The organism is Acidovorax sp. IB03 (assembly GCF_016406015.1).
Lineage (GTDB): Bacteria > Pseudomonadota > Gammaproteobacteria > Burkholderiales > Burkholderiaceae_C > Acidovorax > Acidovorax temperans.
The window spans coordinates 43,054-55,992 of sequence record NZ_JAEFCH010000009.1 but is presented as its reverse complement, the minus strand read 5'-3'; the positions used below and the strand labels follow the sequence as shown (position 1 = coordinate 55,992).

Below are 12,939 nucleotides of genomic sequence, written 5' to 3'. Positions count from 1 at the left end.
GGGGGGTCGTCTCAGAAAACGGAAAATAAAGCACGTTAAGCCGGTGGCAGTGGTCGCAACGGTCTGAACTTGCCTGCGCCGACCTTGGTGCTGCTGCGCCAGAGGTAATCGCCGGTCAGATTGATGTGTTCCCACCCCAGCGGTGACAGGTATTGAAACAGCGTCTCGTCTACCGGTTTGCCGTGCCCGTTCAAAGCATTGGTTGCCCGTTCCAGATAGGCCGTGTTCCAAAGCACGATGGCCGCCGTTACCAGATTGAGGCCGCTGGCCCGGTAGCGTTGTTGCTCAAAACTGCGGTCGCGGATTTCGCCCAGTCGGTTGAAGAACACCGCCCTGGCCAGCGCGTTGCGCGCCTCGCCTTTGTTGAGTCCGGCCTGCACGCGGCGGCGCAGCTCCACGCTTTGCAGCCAATCCAGTATGAACAGCGTGCGCTCAATGCGCCCCAGCTCGCGCAGTGCAACGGCCAGTCCGTTCTGACGCGGATAGGAGAGCTTGCCCTCAACGATATCGCTGACTCGCGCCAGGGCCCGATGATCGTCAGTGGAAATGCTCTCGAAAATATCGATTGGCGCACTTTTCCTGAGGAATCTAAGCACATTTCTGGCTCGTCTTGCGTAGTGAGCAAATGCGAGGGTCTCGTTCATCGCCTCTATATGAGGGCAAGCCAGGATACGGCCAGTTTTGACTCATAAGCCTTTCGGTTATTAAAGAATCATCATTTATTCCTTCTTGTATCGACGCGTCACCCTTGACTCGCCAGAGGCCTGCTCACTTGACCTCTGGTGCTTCACCACCACGCTTTTTACGAAAAGATTTCTGCGTCGGTCTGAACTGCTCCACCAGTTCACGCAAGGTGCCAGCTTCGGCCTTGTGCTGTGCAACTGCCTGAAGAGCTTGCTGTAGCTCGACCGATTGCGCCTGGTGCGCCCTGGTAATTTCGGCCAAGGAGGCGCGAGCACCGGCTGCTTCTGCCGCCAACCTGCTCTGTGCAGCATTGGCTTCGAGTAGTTTGGCGTGACAGTCGCGTTCGGTCTCTGTCAGCTTGCCTCGCAATTGCTCCAATTGCTTTTCCGCCTGGGCACGCGCGGTTCGCTCTCGGTCAATTTCCCGAAGCGCCCGGTGCTCCGCTTCGGTAGATCGCTGGGCGGCTTCATCAATAGCTGCACGTCCTTTTTCCAACTCGGCGCTGAAATGCTGCCTGCTCTTCGATTGCTCCTGCTTTAGCTCATCCACCTGCCTGGACAGCGCCTCACCTCTCGCTGTGCTCGCAGCGTGCGCACGCCGTTCTTGCTCAAGCTCTGCAGCAAGGGCCTGAGCTCGGGTCTCCAGTTCGGTGACTTTGGTCTGTGCGGTCTGTATCTGGGTCTCCAGGACGGCGCTTCGCTGCAGAGCCTCCTGCAGGCCTGGCTGTACAGCGAAACCATGGACCGCCGCGTGTGGGCCGCCATGCTCTTGCTGCTCGCAGGAGGAATGGCGCTTGTTTTGGACCAGGGCCTACAGGGAGGAGTTCAGCTGATGGGGTTGCTTGCCGTGTTGCTGGCCACGGTCGCCTGGGGGGTGGACAACACTTTGTCCCGTGGACTGGCAGAGCGCGACCCCAGCCAGGTGGTGATGGCCAAGGCTACCTTGGGAGCCGTAGTGACGGCTGCATTGGCGGTTTCGACTGGGGAGCCTTGGCCTTCGTTATCCGCAGCACTAGGACTTCTCGCCGTGGGAGCCACTGGCTACGGCCTGAGTCTGCGCTTTTACCTTCTTGCCCAGCGGGCGTTTGGCGCGGCGCGCACAGGCTCGGTGTTTGCTTTCGCGCCCTTCATCGGTGCTGCCGTGGCCTTCGGTTTCGGGGACCGCCCTGCGGGATTGTTGATGCTGCTGGGCGGGGTATTGATGCTGGCAGGAGTGGTACTGCACTTGGCGGAAAGCCATGGTCACGAGCACACACACGAAGTGCTTGAGCATGAGCATGCCCACCGGCACGACGATGGGCACCATTCACATTTGCACGATGTGATGCCAAAGGGCAGCCACAGTCACAAGCACACCCATGAACCTATGACCCACGCCCATCCCCATGCTCCTGACGTGCACCATCAACACGTTCACTGAACCCCCGGTATTTTTTTGTCTGCTCCCCCGAGGTCACTTGACCGTCAGGTCGGCGACCAGGCGAGCCTTGTAAGCCCTTTCCCGAATTGCATCCTCGCCGTCAGTCGCCCATACAAACGTGCTCTTCCATGCCCAAACCGTTCCATCGATCCGAAGAAATCGTAGGTCACCAGCTTTACCATCCACGGTTGCGACTTGACGCTCTCCTTCGAAATCCAAGGTGAACGTATGCGTTCCTGGCTTCAACTTGAAGCGCACCATCGTGTTGGGGAGAGTCTCGGCGGCCATTGCGTTATCCGCGCTGATCTTCACAAAGCGCCCGCCATCTCCCCAGTTGCTCCGTACGACGTAGACGGTGAGCGCATTCGGATCGGGAGTAAAGCGCTTCGCCTGAGCGTCGGCATTCAGGCTGGGGGCGGGCACCCGAGTGCACGCGACTACTCTGCCCTTACTGGTCTTGTAGCAGTATGGCGCTTCGGCGGAGGTATCGGCCCCAGTAGAGGTAGCACAACCCGCCAGCAGGCTAGCTGCCAGCACAGAGGTCAGGATCACGCAGAGGTGGCGGGTGCCTGAATATGCAGGTATTTTTGTCATGGATCTGTTCTTTTGCTGTGGAGGTTGTTGCGTATTGCCTGAAGCTTCATCAGCGACTCCGGTACCGTCACCCACGGTCTGCCTCCTTGGATTGCATCTGGCGGTGCCGCGATTTCGGTGTATTTCGGTATTTCAAACGCATTGCCTGTCGATCCCTCAGTCTCTTGGCCAAGCGTCGGCTGTACTTGACTCTCACCGCCATTGGCGGGTGGCGTTTGAGCCAGATACGCCGCAGCCTCCAAAACACAAACACGGAGGTCAACAAGCCGATCCAAATCCAGAACAGTTTGGCAAAAGGCGCGACCTGTGCCGCCTGCATTGACATGGATCGCTCCTTTTTGCATCCAGCAAAGGCATATTGCCGATGGGCTGACCGAACTCGCAACTATGTAGTCAGTTTCTTTGACGTGAACGGACTGCTGAAAGTGGATCAACACTGGGGCGTCGCGAGGGCGATCCCCCCAGCCAGGCTTCGTATTACTTCAGCGTGAAACGAACAGAGGCAACCGACTTGCCGGCCTTCGAGACAGCGACGACGGCTTTGGTACCGGCGGGGACTTTGAAGCTGCCCGCGGCTTCCAGCTTGCCGTCACCGGCTTGGAGCTGGACATCCTGTTTCTCGCTGCCTGCCAGCAGCGTGACCTTGGCGGTCATTCCCGCCACGGCAACTGGCTTTCCATGGTCGCGCATATAGAGCTGCAGCTTGTCGGCGCTGGCGACGAGTTCGTACTCGACCTCCTTGGCTTCGGCGACAGCACCACCGTGCATCGGTTTGATGTCGTGACCATGGTTGTCAGCAGCGAACGCCGTGCCGCAGGCCGACACCGCCACTGCGAGAATGAGTTGGGAGAGTTTCATGACAGTTCCTTTGGGGGTGGAGAAAAGGGACGGCCCCACGATCAGCGAGCGGGACCGTTTCAACTACGCGGACGCGGACACGTCTGGGGGATGCGAGGGCTCAGCGGACACGTCCTCATCTTCCTCATCGGGCCGGTGGGCCAGACGGTAAAGAATCGGCAGCACGAGAAGCGTGAGCAGCGTGGACGAGAGAATTCCGCCGATCACCACGGTGGCCAGGGGACGCTGGACTTCAGCGCCGGTGCCTGTCGCAATGGCCATTGGAATGAAGCCCAGCGAGGCCACCAGGGCAGTCATCAGAACCGGCCGTAGCCGGGTGAGCGCGCCGTCACGGATTGCTTCGTCAAGACCAACACCGCCTTCCCTCAAGCTGCGGATGTACGAAATCATCACCAGACCATTGAGCACGGCCACCCCAGAAAGCGCGATGAAGCCGACAGCCGCAGAGATAGACATCGGAATGTCGCGAAGCCAAAGCGCCAGGATGCCCCCCGTCAAAGCGAATGGGATGCCAGTGAAGACCAGCAGACCATCCTTGACGTTGCCGAACATAGCGAACAGCAGCACGAAAACCAGCAGCAGGGACACCGGCACGACGATCTGCAGGCGCTGCGTGGCCGACTGCAAGTTCTGGAAGGTTCCGCCCCAGCTCGTCCAATAGCCGGTAGGAATCTTGATCTGGGCCAGGCCTTTCTCAGCCTCTGCGACGAAAGAGCCCACATCGCGCCCGCGCACGTTGGTGCTCACGACGATGCGGCGCTTGCCGTTTTCTCGGCTCACCTGGTTGGGGCCAGGAGCAAGCTCGAATGTTGCTACCTCGCCCAGCGGGATGAAGTTCGTTTTGGCCTCTGTCCCATTGGCAGAACGCGGCAGCGGGATAGGAAGGCGCTTCATCCCTTCGAGATCGTTGCGCAGGGATTCAGGCAGACGAACCAGGATGTCGAATCTGCGGTCGCCCTCGAACATAGTGCCGGCCTCGCGTCCACCGATAGCGGTGGCCACGGTGTCTTGAATGTCGGCAACGTTCAGACCATAGCGAGCAGCCTTCTGGCGGTCGATGTTCACGGTGAGCATCGGAAGCCCCGTCGTCTGCTCAACCTTCACCTCAGAGGAGCCCTGAATCTTCTGCAGCATTGCGGAGACTTCTTCTGCGGACTTGTTCAGGACATCCATGTCGTCACCGAAGATCTTCACGGCTACGTCACTGCGCACCCCGGAGATCAGCTCGTTAAAGCGCAGCTGAATGGGCTGGGAGAACTCATAGTTGTTGCCCGGGATTTTCCCGGTGACTTCCTGAATCGCCGCGAGTAATTCGTCGCGGGTTTTTCGAGGTTCGGGCCATTCGGCCATTGGCTTGAGCATGATGTACCCGTCCGAAATGTTCGGCGGCATGGGGTCCGAGGCAATCTCCGCAGTACCGGTTCTGGCGAAGATGCGCTCGATCTCGGGGAATTTCTCTTTCAAGGTCCTTTCAATTTGCTGCTGCATTTGGACTGACTGGGAAAGGCTGGTGCCTGGGATGCGCAGCGCCTGGATCGCAAAGTCGCCTTCATTGAGATTGGGTACAAACTCGCTGCCCATACGCGTGGCGATCAACCCGCACAAGATCACCGCAACTGCAGCTGCGGTCAGTACGACCGCCTTGGCGGCCATGACACGGTCGAGCAGTGGACCATACAAGCGCTTGGCATGGCCCAGCAGGAAGTTCTCCTTCTCGCTGACCCGATTGCCGATGAACAAGGCTACCGCTGCGGGGATGAAGGTTACCGACAGGATCATTGCGCCCACCAAAGCAGCGACCACAGTGAAGGCCATGGGGTGGAACATCTTTCCTTCCACCCCCGTGAGCGCGAAGATGGGCAGGTACACCACCATGATGATGAGCTGGCCGAACAGCAATGGGCGCCTTGACTCCTGGGATGCCAAGAACACCTCATGGAAGCGCTCGGCCCGCGTCAGTGGCCGACCGTGGTGCGCTTGTGCATGGGCAAGGCGCCGTACGCAGTTCTCAACGATCACCACAGCGCCATCGATGATGATGCCGAAGTCCAACGCTCCCAGGCTCATCAGGTTGGCGCTCACCTTGTACTGAACCATACCCGTGAAGGTAAAAAGCATCGACAAGGGGATGACCATTGCCGTGATGATGGCGGCACGGATGTTGCCCAGAAAGAGGAACAGGATCACGATCACCAGAACCGCGCCTTCCAGCAGGTTCTTCTTCACCGTACTGATGGCTTTGTCAACAAGCACGGTACGGTCGTAGACAGTCACCGCGTGCACCCCCTCTGGGAGGCTCTTGTTGACTTCCAACATCTTCTTGTCCACCGCCTGCGAGACAGTCCGGCTGTTCTCGCCGATCAGCATGAACACCGTGCCGAGGACCACTTCGCGCCCGTTATCGGTTGCTGCACCGGTGCGCAGTTCCCGGCCAATGCCAACTTCTGCCACGTCGCGAACGCGCACAGGAACACCGTTGGCGCTGCTGAGGATCACGTTACCGATGTCTTCCAGCGACTTCACCTGACCAGGTGCACGAATCAGATACTGCTCGCCACGCTTTTCGATATAGCCCGCGCCCACATTGCCGTTGTTGCGGTCCAGCGCAGTGACCACATCCTGCAGTGTCACGCCCAGAGAAGCCAGGCGTTCAGGGATGGGCGCGATCTGGTATTCCTTGGCAAAGCCGCCAATGGAATTGATCTCGGTCACGCCAGGAACATTTCGCAGCTGTGGCTTGATGATCCAGTCCTGAATCTCGCGCAGGTCTGTCGCGGTATAGGGCGAGCCGTCGGGCTTCTTCGCCCCGTCCTTGGTTTCGACAGTCCAGAGATAGATTTCGCCCAGCCCGGTCGAGATGGGCCCCAGCGCTGGCGTGATGCCGGCAGGCAGCTTGTCGCGCGCCTCCTGGATACGCTCGTTGACGAGCTGCCGAGCAAAATAGATGTCGGTTCCGTCTTTAAAAATGACGGTCACCTGCGACAGACCGTACCGCGAAAGCGACCTGGTCTGCTCCAGGTTTGGCAGGCCAGCCATGACCGTCTCGATGGGGTATGTAACCCGCTGCTCAGTCTCCAAAGGCGAGTAGCCTGCGGCCTGGGTGTTGATCTGAACCTGGACGTTCGTGATGTCAGGGACCGCATCGATAGGCAGCTTTTGGTAGCTGAAGACGCCAAGCGCCGCCATGCCCAGGGCCGCTAGAAGCACCAACCATCGCTGTTCGATCGAGAATCGAATGAGTTTTTCAAACATGTATGCGCTCCGCGATCAGTGCGTGTGTTCGGCAGATCCCTTGCCGAGTTCAGACTTCACGACGAAGCTGCCGGTCGAGGCGTAGGGCATACCGGCTTTGAGACCCGAGAGGACTTCGACCCGCTTGCCATCGCTTCGGCCCAGCTTCACGGGTTGAGCGATAAAGCCTCCATCAACCTTGAGGAAGACCACCGGCTTTTCCCCGACGTTTTGGACGGCGTCGGCCGAGATGGTTACAGGCGCTGCCGTTTCTTCGGACACCACCTCAACATTGACGAACAGGCCGGGGCGCCAAGCGCCCTTGGGGTTGTCAAGAACCACGCGGGCTTTTGCCGTGCGGGTTTGCTCGCCAATGAGCGCTCCTACAAAAGCGACAGTGCCTGTGGCCGAGGCGTCAAAGGCTGTGGCCTTGATCGTGACCTTTTCGCCCACGCGCACCGATGGCAGATCCTTCGCCGGAACGTTGATCTCAGCCCAAACCTGAGAAAGGTCCGAGATGGTGAAAACCGCAGTATCTTCCTTCACGGCTTCGCCGAGACTAAGGTGCTTCTCGATGACAATGCCATCAAAGGGCGCTCGCAACTCGATACGGTTCAGTCCTGCTACCGACGAGGCGGACAGGCCCATCGCGCTCAGTTTCTGATTGGCGTTGGCTACTGCGACCTCTGCTTCGCTCAAGGCCTGCTTGGCCTGCAGGTAGTCCTGCTCGGCAGACACCTTCTGCTCCCACAGCTTTTTTTCTCGCTCGTAGGTGGTCTTTGCCAGCGTTAAGCGCTTTTGGGCCGTCTGCAGCTCGCTGCGTTGCTCGGAAGCAGTCGGGCTCGCGATCACCGCCAAAACTTGTCCTTTCTTGGCCACTTGGCCCAAGCTGGCATTGACGCTTTCCACGACTCCCGCAAGCCGGGGAACAACGTGAGACGTGCGATCTTCGTTCAAGCGTATCTCCCCGGGAAGGAGCAACGCCGTCTTGATGTTGGCTTTGACCGCATTGTCCAGGCTGATGGATGCAGCCTTAATCTGGGCATCGGTCAGTTCGATCTTTCCTTCTTCCTTGCTCATCACGAACATGAAAGGCTCTGTGGCAGTCTGCGCAATGATCTCGATGTCGAAAGCATGGGGTTCAGCAACGATCTCTCGGCTGACAAGACTGTCTTTTTCAGCGGCAAACGTCAGTTTCTGCTTTTCATCTGTCGGGCGGGTCACAGTTGCCGTGACCGTTGCAGCATTCAGGGGCAGCGGTTTATCTTTGTCGGACAGCCAGATTCGCAGTCGAGGCTCGCCACCGTCTTCAGACAACAATGCTTCCAAGCTGAAGTCGCCTTCCTTGAACACGGTACCGCCATGTGGTCCCTTGGCTTCGCTCTTTTCATGGTGTTCACCATCGGCATGCCCCTTGTCATCGTCGTGGCCCTTTTCGCCACCCTTGCCATGGTGCTCGCCGTCGCCGTGCCCCTTGGCCTCGGTGTGGCCGCCGTGACCGTGGCCATCGTCCTCGGTGGCTGCGGCTTTGGGCTTGCCGCCACCTTGCAAGATGAAGGTTCCCGCACCGACCCCTATTGCGAGGACTACTGCAATGGCGATCAGGTGTTTTTTACTGATGGTGGATTTGCTGGAGTTCATGTTCATGGTCATGCTCAGTGTTGCGTTGCGATCAGGCCGGGAACCATGCTGGCCCCGAGCAGGCGGTCGATATCAGCCGCTGCACGGTGTGCTTCGCCAAGGGCTTTGAGGTACTGGGATTTGGCGGTGAAGTAAGTGCGTTGGGCATCGAGCACTTCCAGGAAATTGAACTTACCGTTCTCGAACCCAATGGTGGCGGCGTCATAGGCCGACTTCGCACCGGGCAGAACTTCCTGCTGCAGTGACTGAACCTCTGCGGTGATCGTGGAAAGGCGCTCTCGTGCCTGCGCCACTTCGCTGTGCAGGCGCACGGTGGCTGCTTGCAGCTCATCGCGGGCCTTGTCCTCAAGTTTCAGCGCCTCCAGGAGGTTGCCTTGGTTGCGGTCGAAGATGGGAAGAGGCACAGAGACCCCGAAAAGAAGGACGTTGCGCTGCGTTTCGTTGCTGTGCTGCATGCCGACGCTGACGGTGACATCGGGCACGCGCTTGCTTTGCTCCAGGGCGGTCAATGCCTTGCGCCGATCCACCTCGATTCGCGCAAGTACCACGCCTGGCGCAGAAGAAATCAAGGGCTGGAGATCGGCGAGGCTCGGGACCGAGGGCAGGTTCTCGGCCTTGCCCTCCAGCACGGTGTAAGGCGCATCGATCCGTCCCAACAGCGCGAACAGGCGGGACAGAGCATTGCGTTGTTCGCTCGCGGCCTGGGCGAGTTCGACGCGAACGCCGGCTTCTGCAACCCGGGCCTTGGACTCTTCCACAGGGGATACTTTGCCAGCGGCTACACGCTTTGAGACGGTATCCGTTGAGGATTTGGCCAGCGCTGCGCTGTCTCTGGCCAGTACCAATCGTTCCTGCGCAGTCAGAACATCAAAGTAAGCGGCAGCGACATTGGCCCGCACGGTGGCTTGCAGCTCGGCGAGTTGGGCTTGTGCTTGCTCGCGCGTTTTTTCGGCCGCCTTAGTGCGTGCCGCACGCTTTCCACCCAGTTCTACGGGAAGATTGAGTTGCCAGCTTTGCGTACGTGTTTTGGAGCGTGTGTCTTCCAGCGAGTACGCGAGCTCTGGATTGGGGCGCGAGCGTCCTTGAAGAACCTGTCCTTCGGTTGCCTCCCATTGGCGCTTTGCCGCAGCCACCTCCGGATTTCCCTCCAGGGCCAGTTCGATGGCCTTGGCCAGCGACAAAGGCTCAGCTGCGGCCGCTGCAGCAGACTGAGGTGCTCGTTCGCCAACGGCTGGCCCTGGTGGCAGGCCCTGGGAAAAGGCACCGCCCGAGGCGCTCAGCCATATAGCTGCGGCGCCTGCCGCGAGCTTGATCTTTCTACCGCCGCGCCATGCGTGCGGCATCTCTTGAAGGTAAGTACCCTTGAACATCCGATTCTCCAGTGATTTCAAAACACGAGGGAATCGGCGGGCTGGCAACCGTGCAGCTGCCTGGCAACTCGTCAGTCACTTCAGCTGCAACACACGCAACTGCTTCCGCCGCGATGGCGGACAAGACTGAAAAAGAAAAGTGAGATGCCCCCGCCGATCAGGCGAGGACGGACCACTGAGGGCGGTCAGGGGGCGTGGGCGTTACAGCCAGCAGGCGCTGGCCTGGGGAACACTCCACACGGCTGTCATGGGAAAAGGCTGGCTTTGCATCTGACCAGCTCAAGGCCCCGATACCCGCGCCATGGCAAACTGAACAGTCAACATCAAATGCATCGGCTCCCTGGCTGGACTTTTCGGCCTGACCATTCCCGCCTTTGGCTTCATGCTGGTGTTCGTGATGCCCCAAATGCTGCGACTGCGAGGTTGAGCTCTCATGCATGCAATAAGCAGCCACCGCAGACCAGCTGAACTGGAACGGAAGCAATGCAAGCATAAGAACGGCGATCAAGCGGCGCATTTTTGAAGTCTAGCATGCGTCATGAAGGGCGCGCTCGGGCGTGGATGGCCGCTGAGGAGCGCTAAGTTTAGAAATCAGCGAGCGCCGCCGTTCAGGTCCTGAAGAGCCTTCTTTTCACTTGCCGACATGTTGAGAAATTCCTGTTGAACTTGCTCACGGGTCTTCGTTGCGCCCGTTGCTTTGACGGGCAACGCACCCCCGCGTGAAAGGGTCGCCAGCGTGCCATCCCGGCGCGCTACTTCGACAGCCTGAAGCACATCGCCACGGGACATTGTGCTCTGCATGTGGTCGGGATGGGTGGTCATGCCCACTTCGCCGTCGGCGGGATGGTACAGCGACGAGGCAGATGCCAATCCTGGAGCCGCGATAGCGAAGGCAATCAAAGTGAGCGTGAGGGGTTTGCGAACGGTCATGGTGTTGTCCCTTGATTTAAATCAGCCCTCGGCGATCTGCCGGGACTTTGCCTTTCGCCACGGGGATACTTTAAAAAACCGAGTGCGACAAGGTGCCAACAGCCAGATAACAAATTCGTAAACTACGAACAGGCCGGATTCTTCGAGAATGGCAGCATGAAAATTTTGCTCATCGAAGACGAAGTCAAGCTGGCCGAGTACCTGCGCAAGGGCCTGGGAGAGGCCAGCTACGTGGTGGACATTGCGTACAACGGGGTGGATGGCCTGCACATGGCCCTTGAAGGCTCTTACGATCTGCTGGTGCTGGACGCAATGCTGCCGGGGATCGATGGTTTCAGCCTTCTAACGGCCTTTCGCAAGACCAAGCAGACTCCGGTCTTGATGTTGACAGCAAGGATCAGCGTCGAGGATCGGGTATTGGGACTCAAGACGGGTGCAGACGACTATCTGGTCAAGCCCTTTGCGTTTTCCGAACTGAGCGCCCGCATCCAGGTGCTGCTACGGCGGACCCATGGCGCGCGGGATGCCGCAGAGCCCACGCAACTGCGTTTGGCGGACCTGGAATTAGACCTGGTACGGCGCAAAGCGTCCCGGTGTGGCCAGCGCTTGGAGTTGACTGCGAAGGAGTTTCTGCTGCTGACTCTGTTTCTGAGAAGAAAAGGCGAAGTGCTTTCTCGCACTGAGATCGCTGAGCAGGTGTGGGACATGAATTTCGACAGCGATACCAGCGTAGTGGAAGTCGCGATCCGGCGCCTCCGTACCAAGATCGATGTTCCGTTTGACACTGCGCTGCTCCACACCATTCGCGGCATGGGATACGTGATGGAGGACCGCAACGGATGAAGGAGCTGGCCCAACATCGCTCATTGCGCCAGCGGTTGTCTTGGTGGCTGGCGCTGCAGAGCTTTGCCGGACTCGGGGTGGTCTGTCTGGCGGTGTATCTGGTGACCGAGTTCAATTTTCGTGATCGGCAAGAGGAAACGCTGGCGCAAAAGGAAAACGTCATTCGGCACTTGCTAGTGGATGGCAAGGAGCATGGGGATTCGGAAGACCTTGCGCACAAACTCGATGACTTCCTTGTTGGGCACGGAGATCTGTCGCTCGAAGTCGCGCGGGCGGACGGGATTGTTCTCTACGCCCACACCCGCAACCAGAATGCGAAGACGGTATGGCGCCAACGGCAGTTCGAAGTAGCACAGACTACGGACCAGACTCCCTCAAAGAACTTGCGCGTTCAGCTGTCGCTGGATATCCAAACCGACAACCAGTTGTTGCACCGACTTGCTCTTACCTTGCTGGTCGCAGCCATCGGTGGGGCCGTCGTTGTATCGCTAGGCGGATTCTCCCTGGTCAACTTGGGCCTGGCGCCCGTCCGAAGACTGGCCAGTCAGACGCGCGCAGTGTCGGCTGACAATCTGCAGCAACGTCTCGACAGCGGCGAGCAGCCCCTTGAGCTCGTGCCTCTGATCGATCAGTTCAACGCGCTTCTGGCGCGCATTGAGAAGGCGTATTTACAAATGGAGGGCTTCAATGCTGACGTGGCGCATGAGTTGTGCACGCCTTTGGCCACGCTCATTGCCAACAATGAACTGGCTTTGCTGCGCCCTGAGCAGGCGGATATTCGCGAGGTGCTGGCGTCCAACTTGGAGGAGTTGCACCGCCTGACCGGCATCGTCAATGACATGCTGTTCCTGTCCCAGGCGGATCGGGGTGTGGGAGCGCGCCGCGCCCCCGTGGCGAGCCTTGCATCAATGGCTGCTGACGTACTGGACTACCACGAGGCCGCACTGTCCGAGGCAGGTCTCACAGCTAAAGTGGTTGGTGATGCGCATGGCGCCTTCGACGTGCCGTTGCTGCGCCGAGCCCTGTCGAACTTGCTCGGCAACGCAACTCGATACGCGAGCTCTGGCTCAGTCGTCCAGATCAACCTCAGAACCACCGATGAGGGTTGTGTGCTGATCAGTGTTACCAACTACGGCAGCACGATCGATCCCGAGATACTTCCGCAGCTGTTTGATCGATTTTTCCGCGCAGATCCTGCTCGCAGCCATGGGCAGAGCAACCATGGCCTCGGTTTGGCCATAGTAGGCGGTATTGCACGCATGCATCAGGGCAGGCCATTCGCATCGTCAGAAAATGGGGTAACGAATGTGGGAATCGAAATTCGCCCGAATTGATGGCGATTTCGACAGACTGGGATCGCTAGTGACGC

General features: G+C 59.0%; 11 protein-coding genes and 1 pseudogene. 3 read left to right on the top strand and 9 right to left on the bottom strand.

Going from position 1 to position 12,939, the window contains the following annotated elements:
• Nucleotides 1-35: 35 nt before the first annotated feature.
• Nucleotides 36-488 (bottom strand): annotated as a pseudogene (locus IHV84_RS07390) (Tn3 family transposase); the annotation flags it as partial.
• A 280-nt stretch (nucleotides 489-768) separates the two neighbouring features.
• Nucleotides 769-1,233, bottom strand: coding sequence for a hypothetical protein (locus IHV84_RS07385; RefSeq protein ID WP_233099887.1), 465 nt, complete (start codon nucleotides 1,231-1,233; stop codon nucleotides 769-771).
• Nucleotides 1,234-1,272: 39 nt separating this feature from the next.
• Here IHV84_RS07385 and IHV84_RS07380 point away from each other — a divergent pair, with 39 nt between their 5' ends.
• On the top strand, nucleotides 1,273-2,103 hold the full coding sequence (locus IHV84_RS07380) for an EamA family transporter (RefSeq protein WP_338820502.1): 831 nt from the start codon (nucleotides 1,273-1,275) through the stop codon (nucleotides 2,101-2,103).
• 33 nt (nucleotides 2,104-2,136) lie between these two features.
• Here the strand turns inward: IHV84_RS07380 and IHV84_RS07375 are convergent, their stop codons facing one another.
• The 7 genes from IHV84_RS07375 to IHV84_RS07350 form a co-directional block, all read right to left on the bottom strand.
• Nucleotides 2,137-2,772, bottom strand: a complete 636-nt coding sequence (locus IHV84_RS07375) for a hypothetical protein (protein ID WP_349238331.1) — start codon at nucleotides 2,770-2,772, stop codon at nucleotides 2,137-2,139.
• A gap of 402 nt (nucleotides 2,773-3,174) precedes the next feature.
• Nucleotides 3,175-3,555, bottom strand: coding sequence for a hypothetical protein (locus IHV84_RS07370; protein WP_056744980.1), 381 nt, complete (start codon nucleotides 3,553-3,555; stop codon nucleotides 3,175-3,177).
• 63 nt (nucleotides 3,556-3,618) lie between these two features.
• Entirely contained in the window at nucleotides 3,619-6,807 is a 3,189-nt protein-coding gene (locus IHV84_RS07365) for a CusA/CzcA family heavy metal efflux RND transporter (protein WP_198846376.1), read from the bottom strand.
• A 15-nt stretch (nucleotides 6,808-6,822) separates the two neighbouring features.
• Nucleotides 6,823-8,439, bottom strand: coding sequence for an efflux RND transporter periplasmic adaptor subunit (locus IHV84_RS07360; RefSeq protein ID WP_370541218.1), 1,617 nt, complete (start codon nucleotides 8,437-8,439; stop codon nucleotides 6,823-6,825).
• A 2-nt stretch (nucleotides 8,440-8,441) separates the two neighbouring features.
• The gene (locus tag IHV84_RS07355) at nucleotides 8,442-9,797 is read right to left on the bottom strand and encodes a TolC family protein (RefSeq protein WP_198846435.1); all 1,356 of its coding nucleotides are present in this window, start codon (nucleotides 9,795-9,797) and stop codon (nucleotides 8,442-8,444) included.
• Between the two features lie 157 nt (nucleotides 9,798-9,954).
• Nucleotides 9,955-10,314, bottom strand: coding sequence for a cation efflux protein, CzcI family (czcI, locus tag IHV84_RS20770; protein WP_082758766.1), 360 nt, complete (start codon nucleotides 10,312-10,314; stop codon nucleotides 9,955-9,957).
• Between the two features lie 74 nt (nucleotides 10,315-10,388).
• Nucleotides 10,389-10,727, bottom strand: coding sequence for a DUF4148 domain-containing protein (locus tag IHV84_RS07350; RefSeq protein WP_198846374.1), 339 nt, complete (start codon nucleotides 10,725-10,727; stop codon nucleotides 10,389-10,391).
• A gap of 156 nt (nucleotides 10,728-10,883) precedes the next feature.
• On the opposite strand from IHV84_RS07350, the gene IHV84_RS07345 reads away from it, so the two are divergent.
• Nucleotides 10,884-11,570 carry a heavy metal response regulator transcription factor gene (locus IHV84_RS07345; protein ID WP_198846373.1) on the top strand — a complete coding sequence of 229 codons (687 nt, stop codon included), beginning with the start codon at nucleotides 10,884-10,886 and terminating at the stop codon, nucleotides 11,568-11,570.
• Nucleotides 11,567-12,904, top strand: a complete 1,338-nt coding sequence (locus IHV84_RS07340; protein WP_198846372.1) for a heavy metal sensor histidine kinase — start codon at nucleotides 11,567-11,569, stop codon at nucleotides 12,902-12,904. The genes IHV84_RS07345 and IHV84_RS07340 overlap by 4 nt, the downstream gene beginning before the upstream one ends.
• Nucleotides 12,905-12,939 lie beyond the last annotated feature (35 nt).

Excerpts from the sequence above, each read along its gene's own strand:
- IHV84_RS07370 (WP_056744980.1), bottom strand. The coding sequence starts at position 3,555 with ATGAAACTCTCCCAACTCATTCTCGCAGTGGCGGTGTCGGCCTGCGGC.
- IHV84_RS07365 (WP_198846376.1), bottom strand. The coding sequence starts at position 6,807 with ATGTTTGAAAAACTCATTCGATTCTCGATCGAACAGCGATGGTTGGTG.
- IHV84_RS07360 (WP_370541218.1), bottom strand. The coding sequence starts at position 8,439 with ATGACCATGAACATGAACTCCAGCAAATCCACCATCAGTAAAAAACAC.
- IHV84_RS07355 (WP_198846435.1), bottom strand. The coding sequence starts at position 9,797 with ATGTTCAAGGGTACTTACCTTCAAGAGATGCCGCACGCATGGCGCGGC.
- czcI (WP_082758766.1), bottom strand. The coding sequence starts at position 10,314 with ATGCGCCGCTTGATCGCCGTTCTTATGCTTGCATTGCTTCCGTTCCAG.
- IHV84_RS07350 (WP_198846374.1), bottom strand. The coding sequence starts at position 10,727 with ATGACCGTTCGCAAACCCCTCACGCTCACTTTGATTGCCTTCGCTATC.
- IHV84_RS07345 (WP_198846373.1), top strand. The coding sequence starts at position 10,884 with ATGAAAATTTTGCTCATCGAAGACGAAGTCAAGCTGGCCGAGTACCTG.
- IHV84_RS07340 (WP_198846372.1), top strand. The coding sequence starts at position 11,567 with ATGAAGGAGCTGGCCCAACATCGCTCATTGCGCCAGCGGTTGTCTTGG.